The organism is Streptomyces bungoensis, from assembly GCF_001514215.1.
Lineage (GTDB): Bacteria > Actinomycetota > Actinomycetes > Streptomycetales > Streptomycetaceae > Streptomyces > Streptomyces bungoensis.
The window spans coordinates 82,368-97,632 of sequence record NZ_KQ948867.1 but is presented as its reverse complement, the minus strand read 5'-3'; the positions used below and the strand labels follow the sequence as shown (position 1 = coordinate 97,632).

The 15,265-nt window shown below is 70.8% G+C and carries 18 protein-coding genes and 1 pseudogene; 7 read left to right on the top strand and 12 right to left on the bottom strand.

All coding sequences use genetic code 11. The annotated features are described in order from the left end of the window. Positions 1 to 183: 183 nt before the first annotated feature. The 4 genes from AQJ66_RS27680 to AQJ66_RS27665 form a co-directional block, all read right to left on the bottom strand. A complete protein-coding gene (locus tag AQJ66_RS27680) occupies positions 184 to 966 on the bottom strand; it encodes an SRPBCC family protein (RefSeq protein ID WP_061927493.1) in 783 nt (260 codons plus the stop codon). A 58-nt stretch (positions 967 to 1,024) separates the two neighbouring features. Next, positions 1,025 to 2,686: a polyamine aminopropyltransferase gene (locus AQJ66_RS27675; RefSeq protein ID WP_061927491.1), complete on the bottom strand. Its 1,662-nt coding sequence runs from the start codon at positions 2,684 to 2,686 to the stop codon at positions 1,025 to 1,027. 78 nt (positions 2,687 to 2,764) lie between these two features. Next, positions 2,765 to 3,295 carry a DUF2617 family protein gene (locus tag AQJ66_RS27670; RefSeq protein ID WP_061927489.1) on the bottom strand — a complete coding sequence of 177 codons (531 nt, stop codon included), beginning with the start codon at positions 3,293 to 3,295 and terminating at the stop codon, positions 2,765 to 2,767. A 289-nt stretch (positions 3,296 to 3,584) separates the two neighbouring features. Beyond that, on the bottom strand, positions 3,585 to 3,926 hold the full coding sequence (locus AQJ66_RS27665; RefSeq protein WP_061927487.1) for a hypothetical protein: 342 nt from the start codon (positions 3,924 to 3,926) through the stop codon (positions 3,585 to 3,587). Between the two features lie 141 nt (positions 3,927 to 4,067). Here AQJ66_RS27665 and AQJ66_RS27660 point away from each other — a divergent pair, with 141 nt between their 5' ends. Together AQJ66_RS27660 and AQJ66_RS27655 are read left to right on the top strand one after the other, a co-directional pair. Continuing rightward, positions 4,068 to 5,258 (top strand): pyridoxal phosphate-dependent aminotransferase, encoded by a 1,191-nt coding sequence (locus AQJ66_RS27660; RefSeq protein ID WP_061927485.1) that lies wholly within the window; start codon positions 4,068 to 4,070, stop codon positions 5,256 to 5,258. A gap of 244 nt (positions 5,259 to 5,502) precedes the next feature. Continuing rightward, positions 5,503 to 6,126, top strand: coding sequence for a dihydrofolate reductase family protein (locus tag AQJ66_RS27655; RefSeq protein ID WP_061927483.1), 624 nt, complete (start codon positions 5,503 to 5,505; stop codon positions 6,124 to 6,126). A gap of 265 nt (positions 6,127 to 6,391) precedes the next feature. Here the strand turns inward: AQJ66_RS27655 and AQJ66_RS27650 are convergent, their stop codons facing one another. Together AQJ66_RS27650 and AQJ66_RS27645 are read right to left on the bottom strand one after the other, a co-directional pair. After that, the gene (locus tag AQJ66_RS27650) at positions 6,392 to 6,742 is read right to left on the bottom strand and encodes a hypothetical protein (RefSeq protein ID WP_061927481.1); all 351 of its coding nucleotides are present in this window, start codon (positions 6,740 to 6,742) and stop codon (positions 6,392 to 6,394) included. Then, positions 6,739 to 7,224: a hypothetical protein gene (locus tag AQJ66_RS27645; RefSeq protein WP_061927666.1), complete on the bottom strand. Its 486-nt coding sequence runs from the start codon at positions 7,222 to 7,224 to the stop codon at positions 6,739 to 6,741. The genes AQJ66_RS27650 and AQJ66_RS27645 overlap by 4 nt, the downstream gene beginning before the upstream one ends. A 115-nt stretch (positions 7,225 to 7,339) precedes the next feature. On the opposite strand from AQJ66_RS27645, the pseudogene AQJ66_RS27640 reads away from it, so the two are divergent. Together AQJ66_RS27640 and AQJ66_RS27635 are read left to right on the top strand one after the other, a co-directional pair. Beyond that, a pseudogene (locus AQJ66_RS27640) lies at positions 7,340 to 7,786 on the top strand (aminotransferase class I/II-fold pyridoxal phosphate-dependent enzyme); the annotation flags it as partial. Between the two features lie 691 nt (positions 7,787 to 8,477). Continuing rightward, positions 8,478 to 8,669: a hypothetical protein gene (locus AQJ66_RS27635; RefSeq protein ID WP_061927479.1), complete on the top strand. Its 192-nt coding sequence runs from the start codon at positions 8,478 to 8,480 to the stop codon at positions 8,667 to 8,669. 204 nt (positions 8,670 to 8,873) lie between these two features. Here the strand turns inward: AQJ66_RS27635 and AQJ66_RS27630 are convergent, their stop codons facing one another. The 5 genes from AQJ66_RS27630 to AQJ66_RS27615 all read right to left on the bottom strand — a co-directional run bounded on the left by AQJ66_RS27630 (position 8,874) and on the right by AQJ66_RS27615 (position 12,115). Then, the gene (locus AQJ66_RS27630; RefSeq protein ID WP_061927477.1) at positions 8,874 to 9,260 is read right to left on the bottom strand and encodes a PIN-like domain-containing protein; all 387 of its coding nucleotides are present in this window, start codon (positions 9,258 to 9,260) and stop codon (positions 8,874 to 8,876) included. Next, positions 9,250 to 9,906 carry a DUF433 domain-containing protein gene (locus AQJ66_RS27625; RefSeq protein WP_061927475.1) on the bottom strand — a complete coding sequence of 219 codons (657 nt, stop codon included), beginning with the start codon at positions 9,904 to 9,906 and terminating at the stop codon, positions 9,250 to 9,252. The genes AQJ66_RS27630 and AQJ66_RS27625 overlap by 11 nt, the downstream gene beginning before the upstream one ends. Before the next feature lie 88 nt (positions 9,907 to 9,994). Next, a complete protein-coding gene (locus tag AQJ66_RS27620; RefSeq protein WP_061927474.1) occupies positions 9,995 to 10,843 on the bottom strand; it encodes a hypothetical protein in 849 nt (282 codons plus the stop codon). Between the two features lie 260 nt (positions 10,844 to 11,103). Beyond that, positions 11,104 to 11,238 (bottom strand): DUF397 domain-containing protein, encoded by a 135-nt coding sequence (locus AQJ66_RS40365; protein WP_244162960.1) that lies wholly within the window; start codon positions 11,236 to 11,238, stop codon positions 11,104 to 11,106. Next, positions 11,198 to 12,115 carry a helix-turn-helix domain-containing protein gene (locus AQJ66_RS27615; RefSeq protein WP_061927664.1) on the bottom strand — a complete coding sequence of 306 codons (918 nt, stop codon included), beginning with the start codon at positions 12,113 to 12,115 and terminating at the stop codon, positions 11,198 to 11,200. The genes AQJ66_RS40365 and AQJ66_RS27615 overlap by 41 nt, the downstream gene beginning before the upstream one ends. Positions 12,116 to 12,277: 162 nt before the next feature. Here AQJ66_RS27615 and AQJ66_RS27610 point away from each other — a divergent pair, with 162 nt between their 5' ends. Further along, positions 12,278 to 12,733, top strand: a complete 456-nt coding sequence (locus AQJ66_RS27610; protein ID WP_061927472.1) for an ATP-binding protein — start codon at positions 12,278 to 12,280, stop codon at positions 12,731 to 12,733. A gap of 201 nt (positions 12,734 to 12,934) precedes the next feature. Then, entirely contained in the window at positions 12,935 to 14,005 is a 1,071-nt protein-coding gene (locus tag AQJ66_RS27605; protein ID WP_159052657.1) for a M48 family metalloprotease, read from the top strand. A gap of 57 nt (positions 14,006 to 14,062) precedes the next feature. Here the strand turns inward: AQJ66_RS27605 and AQJ66_RS27600 are convergent, their stop codons facing one another. Next, positions 14,063 to 14,593, bottom strand: a complete 531-nt coding sequence (locus tag AQJ66_RS27600; protein WP_061927467.1) for a type III secretion system chaperone family protein — start codon at positions 14,591 to 14,593, stop codon at positions 14,063 to 14,065. Between the two features lie 178 nt (positions 14,594 to 14,771). On the opposite strand from AQJ66_RS27600, the gene AQJ66_RS27595 reads away from it, so the two are divergent. Then, positions 14,772 to 15,200: a hypothetical protein gene (locus AQJ66_RS27595; protein WP_061927465.1), complete on the top strand. Its 429-nt coding sequence runs from the start codon at positions 14,772 to 14,774 to the stop codon at positions 15,198 to 15,200. Positions 15,201 to 15,265: the final 65 nt, after the last annotated feature.

Below are 15,265 nucleotides of genomic sequence, written 5' to 3'. Positions count from 1 at the left end.
GGCCCGCCGTGGCCGGTCGCGCAGTTCCCCGCGCCCCCGGGCCGGTCACCATGCCGTGAGCCTCGAAGCCCAGCCGCCTCCGCGCGACCGGAAACCCGCCGGGACTCCCACTGCAGGCCCGCCGTGGCCGGTCGCGCGTTCCGGAAGCACCCCGGCACCTCACCATGCCGTGAGCTCCGAAGCTCAGCGGCGCCTGCGCAGTGCCCTGCCGACGACGATCGCCGACGCCACGGCCAGCGCCGCCGCCGGTGCCGCCCAGCGCAGTGCCGAGGCCGCCGTGCCCGGCTGGGGCGCCGGTACGGGGGCGTAGCGGCCGCGTGGCGGGGCGTGGTCGACCTCCTCGGCGCTGCGGCCGATCATCGTGCGGCGCGCGTGCGCGGCTTCGGCGGGGGGCTCGCCGGTGTCGGCGAAGTCCTCCGCGAGGCGGTCGGCGGCGGTGTCCTCGTCGGCGTCCGGGTCCAGGGAGGGCGGGGGGACGTCGGTGTCGAAGACGGAGGCGGGCTCCTCGGCCCCGGACTCCGCCTCCGGTCCGTCTCCCTCGTCCCCCGGTTCGTCCACCAGCGACTCCAGGAAGCGGTCCAGCAGCCGGGTCGCCGCCGAACTCACCGCGTCCGAGGGCAGTTCCGCGATGCGGCCGTCCGCGCGGGCCGTGCCGCCGACCGTGACGGCCGTGCCGTCGCCGGTGTCCGACAGGCGCAGGGTGAGGGCGAGTCGGACGGTGCCGGAGCCGCGGGCCTCGGCGGCCTCGCCCTCGACGGTGTAGGTGCCGTCGTCGCGGGCGGTCACGCGGGCCGTGCCCCGGTAGGTGACCGAGTGGCCGCCCACCCGCACCTTCAGCCGCCCGGCCACGGGCTCGGCACCGGCGTCCTGCTGGAGCCCGGGGACCGCCCGGGCGACGCGCGCGGGGTCGGCGAGTGCCCGCCTGAGCCGGTCGGCCGGAACCGGGACGAAGACCTGGTGCTCCATGTCGGCTCACCCTACCCAGGCGGGGCCGGAACGTACCCTCGCGTGCGTGCGTGGCCCATCAGTAGCGCGGGCGCACCAGCGTGGAGGCCGGCAGTCCCGCGATCCGCGTACGGTCCGCCGCCCTGCCGTCCGCCGACAGCGCGGCCTGGGTCAGGGTGCGCGGTCGCGGGCCGCCGGGGTCCAGGCGCAGCGGTGGTGCCGGGCCGTGCGGGGCCGCCAGCAGGAAGCCCCAGTCGTGCGGGGCGCGGGAGGCGTCGGCCGAGCGGTCGGGGCCGGGCGGGAAGCCGGAGTCGTGGCCCACGACGCGGTAGGGGCTGAGGGTGAAGCCGGCCGCGCGCAGGGTTGACGCGACCGTCCAGAAGTCGCGGGGGCGGCCGGTGACCGGGCCAGCGTGCACCACCAGGCGGCCGTGCGGGGCGAGGGTGCGGCGGGCGAGGCCGTAGAACTCCTCGGAGTAGAGCTTGGTGCTGGCGGTGATGCCGGGGTCTGGGAGGTCGGCGATCACGACGTCGTACGCCGCCGCCGGCGCCGTGCGCAGCCGGTTCAGCGCGTCCGCGGTGGTGACGTGGACGCGCGGGTCGTCGTAGGCGTGCCCGTTGAGGGCGGACAGGGCCGGGTCGTGGCGGGCCAGGCCGGTCAGGCCGGCGTCGAGTTCGACGATGTCGACGCGGCGCACGTCCCGGTGGCGCAGGACCTCGCGGGCGGCGAGGCCGTCGCCGCCGCCGAGGATGAGCACGCGCGCGTGCGGGCCGGCCATCGCGGGCTGCACCAGCGCCTCGTGGTAGCGGCGCTCGTCGCGGCCGCCGACGCGGAGCCGGCCGTCGAGGAAGAGGTCGAGGGGGCGGCCGCCGGTGCCGCCGGCCAGGACGATCTCCTGGACGTCGGTCTGCACGGCCACCCGGACGTCGCCGCCGTACACGGCGTGCCGGGCGGCGCGTTCGAAGTCGCCGGCGAGGGCGGCCGCGGAGCCGAGGACGCCGAGGACGGTGAGTCCGGCGAGGAGCAGGGTCCAGCGGGCCCGGCGGGTCAGGTCGCGGCGGAACAGGCCGAGGACCAGGGCGCCCCCGGCGACCACGTTGACCGTGCCGGTGAGCAGCGCGCCGGTCAACTGGCCGAAGAACGGCAGGAGGAGGAACGGAAAGGCGAGGCCGCCGACCAGCGCGCCCACGTAGTCGGCGGCGAACAGGTCGGCGACCGCCCCGCCCGCGTCCTGGCGGCGGATGCGCTGGATCAGTTCCATGAGCAGGGGGACCTCGGCGCCGACGAGCAGGCCGATGCCGAGGGAGAAGGCGACCAGCAGGCAGCGCGGGCCGCCGGCCCAGATCCCGCCCCAGCCGCCGGTCCAGGCGAAGACGGCGTACAGGGACATCGCGCTGCACCCGCCGACCAGCGCGAGCGCGGTCTCGATCGCGCCGAAGCCGACGGCCGCGTGCCGGCGCAGCCGCTTCGCGGCGAGGGAGCCGATGCCCATGGCGAAGACCATCACGGACAGCACGACGGAGGCCTGGGTGACCGAGTCACCCATCAAGTACGAGGCGAACGCGACGAGTTCGAGCTCGTACACGAGTCCGCAGGCCGCGCAGACGAAGACGCACACGAGGACCAGCAACCGCGCGGTGCCTGGCCGCACGGGCAACCGGTCGGGCGACCGGGCGGGCAGCCGGGCGGGGCTCGTCCAGGGCGGGGCGCCCGGCCGGGCGGGGGCGTGCGGTTCGATCATTCTGCGACGTTACGTCACATGCTCGGCACGCTTCGTCACCCACACGTGTGGATCTCCGGGCAGTTGACGCATTCGTGTTTATGTCGTTCGAGTCGTCGTGGAGCGCACCCGCGCGCCGACCCGGGTCCGGGTCGCCACCAACTGGCCGTCCTGCGGGTAGGCGTGCCAGGTCCGCCAGTGCACCTGGCCCTCGTGCCACTGGGCCAGCATGGCGGTGAACGCGTGCGGGCTGCCGGGGAACACACCGGCGAGGCCGTGCGGATGGTCGGAGACCAGGGCCAGCAACTCCTGGGCGCGGCCCGCGAACGTGCCCGGCGTGAGCATCTCGACGCGCGCCGCGAACTCGTACTCCCAGTCGTCGACCCGCTTGGCCACGCCCAGCGGGAGCGGTGTGCTGGAGCCGGGCAGGCACGCGACCGTCTCCGAGCAGGTCCCCCGCTCCTCCTCGACCAGCACCTGGTGGGAGGCGCCGAGCAGCCTCAACTGGAGCTTCACGCCCGTCAGTTCCAGGTCGAGGGTGGCCAGGGCGGGGAGCGGTTCGCGCCCGAGGGCCCACGCGAGGTCGGCAGCGCGCGTATCGGTGTAGGAGGTGTTGAGGGTCGTGAGCATGGATCGGCTCCGCTAACGAACAAGGAGAGGGGGGAGTTCGGCCTTGTCAGCCCAGTCGGCCCGGCCGGTGGGGGCGACTGCGGGAGTCCGAGGGCTGTGCTGGTGTGAGGGCCGCGTTGGCGAAATAGAGGGAATCATGGACAGTGGCGACGCCACAGCGTTTTTACCCAACTTCGTGAGCTTTCCATCCCTCAGAGGGCTGCCCAGCTCAACTGTTCACCCATGGTGTGCGCCGGGCGCGCGCAACCTTTGGGGCGCACGCCCGGCGCGGGAGCTCCCCCGCCCCGTGTCAGCTGCCTCCCCCGCAACCGCCGCCTCCGCAACCGCCGCCTCCGCAGGAGGAGCCCCCGCCGCAGGACGAGCCGCCTCCGCAGGAGGAGTGGCCGCCCCCGCAGGAGTGCCCGCTGTGGCCCCCGCTGTGACCCCCGTGGTGCCCGCTGTGGTGTCCGCCGGACGAGCCGCCGGAGTCGCCGCTGCCGCCGGCCCACCAGCTGTTGCCGCTCCCGTGGGCCGCCGACGACGAACCGATGCCGCCGACGCCGGCCTTCCTGGCCCGCCGGGCCTTCCCTGTCGCGGACGCGATGATCACGCAGACGACCGCGATCACCACCACGATGAAGACGATGCCCATGGCGTCACCCTCTTTCCGTTCCCCCGAAGCGGCCCCCCGTGGGCCTCTGTCCGATTGCCGCCTGTCGTGCGGTGACCGGGGGATGCCCGGCGGGTCCGGCCGCCAAAGCAGAGTTGAGCAAGTCCAGAGCTTGGGCGCAGGATGACCGGCATGACCTCCAGCGCGCGCCCGCACCTGAACCGCCGGCTGGCGGAGTTCGGCACGACGATCTTCGCCGAGATGTCCGCCCTGGCCCTGTCGACCGGGTCGATCAACCTGGGCCAGGGCTTCCCCGACACCGACGGCCCGGAGGAGGTGCGCGAGGCGGCCGTACGGGCGCTGCGGGACGGCCGCGGCAACCAGTACCCGCCGGGCCCGGGCGTGCCCGAGCTGCGCACCGCGGTCGCCGCGCACCAGCTGCGCCGGTACGGGCTGTCGTACGACCCCGACACGGAGGTGCTGGTCACGGCGGGCGCGACGGAGGCGATCGCGGCCTCGCTGCTGGCGCTGCTGGAGCCGGGCGACGAGGTGGTGGCGCTGGAGCCGTACTACGACTCCTACGCGGCCTGCATCGCGATGGCGGGCGGCCGGCGGGTGCCGGTGACGCTCCGGCCGCACGAGGGCGCCTTCCGCCTGGACCTCGACGAGCTGCGCGCGGCCGTCACGGACCGCACGCGGCTGCTGCTGATCAACACCCCGCACAACCCGACCGGCACGGTCCTCACCCGCGCGGAGCTGGCGGCGGTCGCCGAGCTGGCGGTGGAGCGGGACCTGCTGGTGGTGACGGACGAGGTCTACGAGCACCTGGTCTTCGACGACGCCGAGCACGTGCCGCTGGCGACGTTCCCCGGGATGCGGGAGCGGACGGTGACGATCGGCTCGGCCGGCAAGACCTTCTCCTTCACGGGCTGGAAGGTCGGCTGGGTGACCAGTACTCAGGAACTCGTGACCGCCGTCCGGACGGCCAAGCAGTACCTGACCTACGTCAGCGCGGGCCCCTTCCAGTACGCGGTCGCCGAAGCACTGCGCCTGCCGGACGCGTACTTCGACAACTTCCGCGCCGATCTCCGGCGCAAGCGCGACCTGCTCGGCGACGGCCTGCGCGCGGCCGGGTTCGAGGTCTACCAGCCCCAGGGCACATATTTCATCACCACCGACATCACCCCCTTCGGCGACAAGGACGCCTACGCCTTCTGCCGCGCACTCCCCGAACGCTGCGGCGTCGTCGCCATCCCCAACTCCGTCTTCTACGACGACCCCAACGCCGGCCGCAGCCAGGTCCGCTTCACCTTCTGCAAGAAGGACGACGTCCTCGCCGAAGCCACCAGCCGCCTGCAACGACTGGCGTCCTGAACTCGCGCTCCTCCCTCGCGAGTGAGGTCGAGGCGAGATCATCACCGGCGTGCCGGGGGGTCCGCACTCGATCGAGTGCGGACCGGCCGATCAACCTCGGCAGCGGACAGCGCCCCATGGCGTCGCCCCAGTGAAGTACAGCGATGTCCACCGTGCATGGTGGAAGACCAATGAGTTCTGCCTCGCCGTCCGGTCTGACCGTCTGGCTGGTCGATCACACACCGCGTGGAGAGGTAGTTGTCTCATGAGCAAGGTGGTCTTGAACGTCACCATGTCGCTCGACGGCTTCATGGCCGGTCCGGACATCAGCGCCGAACACCCCATGGGCCGGGGCGGTCTTCGTCTGCATGAATGGATCTTTGACACGTCAGGGAGCGAGGCGGACGCCGCGGTCACACGAGAGGTCTCGGACTCGACAGGTGCGGTCGTACTGGGCAGAAGAACATTCGACGTGGGTGTCGAGGTGTGGGAGGACACGCCCTTCCCGGTCCCCTGCTTCGTCCTCACCCACAACGCTCGAAGCCAGATGGTCATGAAGAGCGGGACCTTCACCTTCATCACCGCAGGCGTGGAAAGCGCGCTTCAGCAGGCACAGGCAGCAGCGGGCGGCAAGGACGTCACGCTGATGGGTGCGGACATCGCCCAACAGGCGCTCAGGGCCCGGCTCCTCGATGAGATCAACCTTCAGATCGCACCGGTGCTGATGGGCGACGGCCGCCGACTCTTCGATCACTTGGGAAAGGAACACATCGAGCTGGAACGGAGCAGAATCCTCGCCTCACCGCACGTCACACACATGCGATTCCGCGTCACACATGCCCGGAACACGCCGTCCAGCGGAGTGCCGGCCCCAGCCCTTGACGGCTGACGTTCGTGGGAGTGCAGCCCCTCGTAGGCCGTGAGCGGATCGCCGACGCGAGCGGTGAGGCGGACAGTCGACGAGAGGCTGGAGCGAAGGGTCGCTGTGCGAGTAGTGCACATCAGCTATCCGTGCCGCAGCCCCGCGGGTCGGGTCCCGCGACGTGTCCGCGACGTGGTGTAGGGAATCAGGTGCGTGGCGTTCCGGTTCGAGGCGCCTGGGCAGGGCGAGCCCAAGGCTGGCCCTGCCCAGAAATCCGCGCTCACCAGTGAGGCTATTCGGTGTCCTTCGGGTGTCGCGGAGAGGCGTACACCAGGATCACAGTCGAGGTATCCGGGCTGACCAGGTAGCGGACCCGGCCGCCGCTGGTGATCTCGTACTCCCACTGCTCCAGCTCGGAGCCCTTCCATTCCCTGGTGGCATGCCTGCCGCGGAGCTGGTGCTGGCGATTCCAGTCGGCCCGCGACAGCGGGTCTGTGCGAAGGGCTTCCAGGCAGCGATGGGCGTTCGGCAACGCCACCCGGCACAGCTCCTCCCAACCGGTCGCGGCCTCCGTCGTCCCGTGGATGACGTTCCACCCACTCAGCGGAGGAACGCTGACCCGATCGCCCTTCTTCGGGCTCACTCGTGCACCTCGACCGGGCCGAGGTCGACGTCACCAAGCGGACGGAGCGCTTCCCTGAGCTGGTCGGGGTCGGCGTTGATGCGAGCGGTGGCCCGCCACGAGACGATCGCTCGGTGCACAGCCTCCCTGGCGCCCAGCTCAGCGGCGTCGGACAGCGCTTCCAGAAGCTCGACAGTGAATTCCCGGACTTCCTCAGCATCCAGGTGACGCACCCACGGGAACACCTCGGGCAGCGCGAGCAAAAGCGACTTGGCACCGTCGTCCTGCTTCAAAAGTGCAAGGAACAGCCGGGACGCCGTGGTCAGGTTTTCCTCGGCGCGCTCTGCGTATATGGCCGTGGTCAACACCATGTCGGGGGCGTCTCGGTGCGTGACACGCAGGCATCCCAGGGCGGCGGCCCTGGCAGCGACAGCCTTCGGGTTCCGCGACAGATCGGTGAACGAGACAGACTCCGATTCGAATGCCAAGGGCGCGATGCTCATACTCAGACTGTACTCTGATTGCGCTCTGATTTCCATCGCGCAAGGTGGGTGGCAGCTGAAAGCCCTACTCCTGCGATAGGACCTGCCCCATCCGACGCTGCTGCTGCGCCGGCAGCGAGTGGCCTGGATCACGGCCGCACCGGACCTGGTCTCCGCCGTCCGCTCGGCGAAGCAATTCCTGACGTACGTCGCCTCGGGTCCCTTCCAGTACGCGGTGGCGGAGGCGCCGGCTCTGCCGGACGCGTACTTCGAGGACTTCCGCGCGGACATGCTGGCCAAGCGGGTCCTGCTCGCAGGCGGTCTGGAAAAGGCGGGCTTCGAGGTCTTCCGCCCGAGCGGCACGTACTTCGTCACCACCGACATCCGCCCCCTCGGCGAGAACGACGGCTTCGCCTTCTGCCGTGCGCTGCCCGAGCGCTGCGGGGTGGTGGCGATCCCCAACGCGGTCTTCCACGACCACCGCGAGCAGGGGGCGCCCTTCGTGCGGTTCGCGTTCTGCAAGCGGACGGGCGTACTGGAGGAGGCGGCCTCCCGGCTCAAGACACTGGGTGGCGCGCTGTGAGCGCCGACCGATGCCCTCCCTTGCTCAGCGCACCCACCCGGGAGGTTCCCGTCGGTGCTCACTGGGCCTCCATGTCTCGAAGAAAAGTCCTCCCGTCCCGGACAGGGCGGGCGGTCGTGACGGTGGAGGAGGCATGGGTTAGCCGCGCAAGTCCCTCCGCCTCTTGAGGAGGGCTCGAGCCGTGACCGACGGGACGGACGCGAAAAGGGCGTCGGGAGGCGGAGGCGGGAGGCCGGCCGCGGCTGGCCGGCCATCGCCGCCGACCCAGCCGCCGACGAAGCGCCCACCGCCCGGGCGAAGCGAAGTGGAAGCCATGCTCCGGACCGAGATCACCATCCCCTGACGCCAGTTACCGGCTACAGCGACCGTCGTCTCCGCAGAGACGATATCGGTACATTTTCCGATAGATTGATCAAAGTGGAGGAATGCACCACTCCAGTTGCGATGGCCTCCTTCACAACTGTGGGTTCTCGACAAAAGAAGGCCCCTAAGCGCAGCACTTGTTGCCAGAGAGCAACAAGCAAACCTCCGAGACCATGGGATGAGCGAGGAGCGGAAAGAGCCGTGGCGTCCAGCCTCTGCCACCACACGCTGCACTCGTGGGAAGGGAGCCCTTGTAGCTCCGACGCGGTTCCGAGGCCTCCGTCGGAAGGGCTCCCTTCCAAGCCCCGTCACGAACACGGAGCACGTCATGCAGGATAAGCCTGACCTCACCCAGACCGGAACCACGCACGCCTCCATTCAGCCGTCCCGGACCCAGCGCGTCCTCCACTGGTTCAGGCGGCGGCGCAAGACGATCACCTTCCAAATCGTCCGCGGCGTCTCCTACGGCGTCGGAGCGGGCGGAGTCAGCGTCATCGTCTGGTGGATCGAGAACCACTGATCCACCCGCCTCGGCCCCGGCCATCCAGGTCGGGGGCCCACCGCGCGTACGCCCAAGACCCACCCGCGTGCCTCCTCTCCTGGACCAGCTCCACACCGTCGTCAGCCGCAGGAGCGACGCTGCCCCGCGCCAACACCGTGAAGTCAGCTTGGCGAGGAGCTTCGGCACCGCGTATCGGACAGGCGTCTTGGGGGCGCCTGCCTCTCAGGGCCATGTGCGCTCGATGCGGTCGTGTCGCACGGCGTACGCCGCCGGGCCGCCCTTCTCGACGGCACGGTGAATCGCCTCACGGCGTGCGACGAGCCGTTCTACCATCTCTGTGCTCCGAAGCTGCTGGTTGTCCAGGTAGAGCAGCACCGCCTCGCGCTCGAGGACGGGTCGGATCTCCAGGTCCCGGGTCTTGATCCGTCCGTCCTTCGAGAGCGGGACCCAGGAGCGGTCGAGACCGTGCGTGATCCACTCCTCGTCCGGGACGTCCTGCCCGTCGTCCGGGAAGACGTCCCCGATGCGGTGAACCGTCCACCCGCAGGCTCTCAACCCTTCCGCCACACGACGACCGAGATTCCGGTCGAGGAAGAACTCAGGCGGCAAGGTGCACCACTGCCTGGCACAGCGCTTCCACCTGCTCAGGCGTCATGTCGTAGTCGTAAGCGATGTCCTCGACGGTCTCCCCGGCCTCCCACAGGTCCGTGATGGCCTGGACGGTGACGCGGTTGGCCGCCACCACGGGGAGACCGTGACCGAACCGCGGATCGATCACGACGGGAACAGAGTCCGGGTACTGCCTCAGTCGCAGGCTGGAGGGGAAGTCCTCGCCCGGCTCCCAGGTGAGGTAGCGAAGATAGTCGGAGACCACTTCCTGAATGGGGACCTGGCCGTCGCGAGCTCTGCGGAGATCCCCCCAACCGTGCTCGATGAAGATGTCCACGCCGTCCGTGGCGATCCGCTTGGACACCAGGCCATAGGGGGTGTCGAAAGCATCCCGTACGGCGGCGGCGGCCTCCCTGATCTCGCTCATGCGGAGCCCGAGGGAGCGCAGGGAACGAAGGACGTGTGCCTCAGCCACCGCGATGAACGGCACCGAAGGCTGTCCTTTCCGCGCCGGCTCGACCTGGTGGACCAGTGGTGCCCCGGCGGCCTTGTTCTTGAGCCAAGACGTGAGAGTCGACTGGGGGATCTCAAGGTAGGAGGCCGTTTCCGCGGGCGTCAGCAGCCCGTCCTTGAACCTGTCGACCATGCCCCACCTCCTCCTGGCACCGGCTTTCGCATCGTCGCACATCAAGCCTCCCATCCGGAGGCGGACCGCACAGCCGCCCACCGGCGGCTCAGCAGGCCGCACGGAGGCGATCCGAGGCTTCTCGGGACCGGCAGTCGCGGCAGCGGCCGGGGTCCGGTGCGCGGAAGGCTCGCTCGCAGCCGTCGCAGGTCTGGAGCGGCAGGACGGCCGGGCGCTCGCCGAGCGGGGACCGCGGTGCCGGGGGCGGTGCGGGCAGCGGTGTCTCGCGGAGGCGGAAGGCGAGGATGCCCGCCGGGCGGGTCAGGAAGCGGTCCGGGAGCCGGGCGGTGAGCAGGTCGGTGATCTGCGGTGGAGCCACACCGGCCGCCAGCCACTGGGTGACGGCCGGGGCCAGGCTCGCGGCCTCCCGCTCGGACAGGACCAGGCGCGGATCGACCCGGCGGAGGGAGGCCAGGACGGCGACCGCCCGGGGATCGGCGTCGGAGAGCGAAGCCGTCTCCTCCGGGCGGGGGCGAGGAGGAACGGGCGCCGCCTCGGGTGGCACCGCCCGCGGCTTCGGCGGTTCGGGCGGGTCGTCCGGGCTGCCGCCGCCGGGTACGTCGTAGAAGTACGTCCGGGTGCGGATCCGCCCGGTGGGCAGGCGCTCGCGGCGGCGTTCCAGGTAGCCGGCGGCTTCCAGCTCCCGGAGCGCTCGCGAGATCAGGATCTCGCCCTCGGTGAAGTGCTCGCACAGGGCGGTGATGCTCACGGGCGAGCCGTCCGGCGGGGAGGCGATGTACGCCGCGACGCCGATCGTGACCGCGCTGCCGCGTCGCTGCGCGAGGGCGTTGGAGATCACCGTGAAGTCGGCCGTGAGGCGGGTGCGTACGTGGATCACGCCGGACGTCGGAGCTCCGGCGGAAGCGCGCAGGGGCGCGTTAGACTGCGGGTCAGCCATCGGGAAGGTCTCTGCTTCCTGATCGGTCAGGCCCTCGATCGGGATTGCCGTCCCGGCCGGGGGCCGTCGTCTGTGTTGGGTTGTGCGGCGAACGTAACGGTCCGTGTCCCACCCCTGCAAGCTGGTCACTCGGACGGGTGACGTGCGCCTTCCGGCGGGGAGGGTGGGCGGGCGGGTGGTTCTTTCCCCCGGTTCTCTCAGGAGGTCAGTGGCCCGCCGGACCCTCGCGGACAAGGGTCCGGTGGACGAGGCCGCCTGCCTCAGGGGTGGTGGTGTCCCGACTTCAACTCACCTATGAACGCACCCCAGGAAACGGCGTCGAAGCACAGCGCCGGGCCGTGCGGGACCTTGCTGTCACGGACGGGGACGACGGCCGCCTGGAACCCGTCGGCCACCTCCACGCAGTTGCCGCCCTCCTGATTGCTGTAACTGCTCCTGCGCCACACGACGGCGCTCAGATCGGGACGGGACGTTCGCTCCACGGTTGTATCCCTCCATCACGGATCGGATCATGTCGAGCGACATGAGTGGGGGCAGGGCATTGGCCCGCAGCCGATCGTAGGTCACCGTGAAACGCCTGACCTCGGCCGGATCCTCGATGAGTTGGCCGTAGTGCGCGCCCTCCGTGTAGGCGACTTCGGAGCCGTCAGGCAGCGTCAGCACCGTCAGGGAACCGCCCATCGCGTCGTGCTCGCCCTGGTCGAACGGCAACACCTGGACCGCGATGTGGTGTTGCGCCGCCACACGGAGCAGCAGCTCCAACTGCGCGCGCATCACGTCGTGTCCACCGATAGGACGCCTGAGAACCGCCTCGTCCAGCACTACCCACAGGGCCGGCCGGTCGGACGAACCGAGCCGCTCCTGCCGCGCCATGCGGACTGCGAGCCGCTCTTCCAACTGCTCGTCACCGTTGAGCGTCAGGCCGACGCTCAGAACAGCTCTCGCGTACTCCTTGGTCTGCAACAGGCCGGGCACCACATGCGCCGCGTACTCACGGATGGACACGGCCCGCTCCGAGTGCGCGATGAACGCCCTCGACCAGTCCGGGAACGCCTCCCGATACACGTACGGCCACAGCTCCACCAGCAGGTTGTCCGCCCCCAGCACCGCGTCCAGCGCACGCGCCAGCTCAAGTGTCGGCCTCGCCCCGGACGCCCGCTCGATCTGCGTGATGCGGGTGCTGACGACGTGGGTTCTCTCGCCGAGCTCCGCCTGGGTCAGTCCGGCCCCCGTGCGGAGCCTGCGCACCCGCGCGCCGAACAGGGCCGCCATCGACGCACTGGGGTCGATTCCGTTGGCCAAAGCGTCACTTCCGTTCCTTACGGCTCGAAAAGTAAGCCTGTTTCACCTGTCGAGCGTAGGGCGATCAGACGACTCTTGAGCACGGAACGTGACGACTCGCGCACCCCACGCGAAGACAGGAACGGACAAGCGGTGCTGACAGGAACGACCACCCCGGAACGCGAACTCCCCCACTTCGCGCAGCAGTTCCCCTCCACGCCACGCGGCGCGCAGCTCGCCCGGCGGGTCGCCGTCCGGCGCCTGGAGGAGTGGGGCTGTCCGCCGGCCTCGGACACCTCGTGCGCGGTGGCCCTCGTCGTCGGCGAACTCGCGGCGAACGCCGTGCGGCACGGCCGGGTCCCGGGGCACGAGATCGGCCTCCGGCTCACCCTCGACACGGCCGCGGGCCTGGTCCGCATCGAGGTCGCGGACGCCGCCTCGGCCGAGCGGCCGCCGAGGGTGCCGCCGCCGTCGTACCCCGACGGCGAGTCCGGCCGAGGACTGCTCCTGGTGGACGTCCTGGCCGCGCGCTGGGGGTCGGAGCTCCGCCACCCGGTCGGCAAGACGGTGTGGGCGGAGGTGCCCCTTGAAGTGCCACCTGGCCTGTAGCGGCCGTGGCAGCTCAGATGTTGCTCAGACCGCTTGTCCGGGCTCTGCCGCGGTGGTCGGATCACCACGTGTTCGAGCGGCACCAGCCGTTCACCGCTAGGGGGACTCGTGGAACGTGACCGCCGAAGTCTGCCAGTGAGCGCGCCCCACGTCAGAGCCAGGACAGCGGCCGCGTACGCCGTCGCCGGCCTGGTCCATCTCGTGACCGCCGCGCTGTTCACCGGAAGCGTGTTGTTGATCGTTGTCGGGTTCCGCACCGTCGTCCAGCCCATGATGGGCCTGGCGCTTCTGGGCCTGGCCCTTGCGATGCGCCCACGCCTCGGACGGCTGGATCCCGACCTGCCCACGCTGCGGGAGGAGGATGCCCCGGCGTTGTTCGACCTGTTGGGCGGCGTAGCGGACACGTGCGGAGTACGGCGCCCCGAGACGGTCCAGTTGAGTCCGGCGTTCTCGGTCACCGTCGCCCACTACGGGTTTCCCCGGAAGCGCTGCCTTGTGCTCGGCCTCCCGCTCTGGGCCGCTTACCCGCCCCAGCAACGCGTCGCCGCCGTAGCCCACGCACTGGCTTACGCGGCTCCCCGCAACGTCCGTTCCCGCGCGTTCGTCGCCATGGCCCTGGAGTCACTGACCGCCGGGTCGGGGGCCATGCGAACCAACGACACCGCGTACATCTCCTGGAATGCCAACGCTCTCGCGTTCGGTGCGGAGGAAGTGGCGGCCGGAGCACGGAACTTCAACATCCGGGGCAAGACCAGCGAGTGGGTGCTGTGGATCCCGAGGACGGCCGTGGCCGCGACAGCGCGCCTGCTGCTCCGGCTCACGCTGCCGGCCACTCGGCGCGCGCTGCTGGAGGCGGACGACGCGGCTGCCCGTACGGCGTCCTCCGAGGCCGCTGCAGCCGCGCTGAACGACCAGGACCTTGCACGCCCGATCTGCGTGGAGGCACATCGCCTGGTGATCGAAACGAAGACACTGGCCCCCAGACGATCCACCGCAGCTCCCCAGCCGGACTTCTGGGAGAAGGTCGCCCGTCACGCGGCACGGCTGCGCGAACAACGAGGCAGTGACGCCACCCGTGGTCCTCTCGATGCTTCGCGCGTGGCCAGGTTGAGGACGGCGCCGCAGCACCGGGCCGTGATCACTCCGGACGAGCCCGGCTTGACCCGTATCGCCGACGAGCTCCGACTGCCGGAGAAAGCGGTGGTGGACATGATGATGCGCGACGGCGTCGCCGTGCCGCACGAGCCCGCTGAACCGACGGTCAGCGCGTGAAAGGGCCCGGGAGACGGGAGCCCGTTCGCTCCCCTCCCGGGCCGGTGCCGGGACGGCCTACTCGCCGTCGTCCTCGGGCTTGTCCGCCTCGTCGATCTCCTGCTCCAGGCCCAGCTGCTCCACGAGCCACCGGTCGAACTCGATCGCGGCCCGCACCCAGCTGACCGTGGAGGAGACGAAGTGGTTGAGGTCGACACCGGTGCCGACCAGCATCTGCGCCTCGCCGATGAGGCGGACGGTGCCGTCGTCGTGGGTGTGGGTGTACACCTTGGGCCACAGCGTGCGGCGGTTCCAGTCGTCGACGGACTCCAGCAGGTGCTGCTTCTCGTCGATCGGGTGGGGGCGGTCGTAGAAGGTACGCACCGAGAAGACCGCCTGTTCGGCCTCTCCGCGGAACATGAAGTAGGTGCGGAACTGCTCCCACGGCGCGGCGAGGTCACCCTCCTCGTCGACGACGTACTTCAGCTCCATCTGCTCGAGGAGCTGCTTCACGAGATCCTGATCCGGGACGACGGGGCCCGCCGGTCCTTGGGGCTGCGGCTCGGGCTGGCCCCCGAAGTTCGGAATCGAGGACGGGTCGATGGTCACCGTGTATTTCCCTTCGTACGGATGCGGCCATCCTCCCCCACGGGGGGAGGGGGGAGGCAAGCCCAGACACCGCCTGTCTGCCCAGGGCTGACATGATCCGGCTGACCGGGTGGCGGCCGCCCGGGCGAAGGGGGCGGATGTGAGGGCGCGGGGGCGGACCGGGTGGGGGCCTTTCGCGGTGATCGCGGCGGTGCCCGCGGTGGTCGCGGTGTGGGCCGTCGCGGTGGTCGTCAGGGCCGTGACCTCGGACTATCCGCTGGGCGGAGGCCCGGAGAAGGTCCCGTGCGCCGAGGCGCTGGCCTTCGGCGGGGCGCGGCTGCCCGACGGGGCGTACGAGACCGACTGCACGGTGCGGGCGTGGCAGGACACCTACTACGGCGCCAGGTTCCGGATGCCCCGCGCGGACGTCGGGGCGTGGCTGCGGAACACCTACCCGGCGGGACCGGGGCCCACGACCGAGCTCTGCGACGACGGTGCCGACTTCTGCGTGAACATGAGCACCGACGGGACCGTCCCGCCCGGCATCGACGCGGACGCCGTGCAGATCGACGTGACGTACGAGGATCCCGCCACCGCGTACGTGACCTTCGGCGCGTTCACCGTGTGAGGGCGGCGAAGACGGCCCCCTCCCTCCGGAAGGTGTCCGGAGGGAGGGGGCCGTGCCGTGCCCGC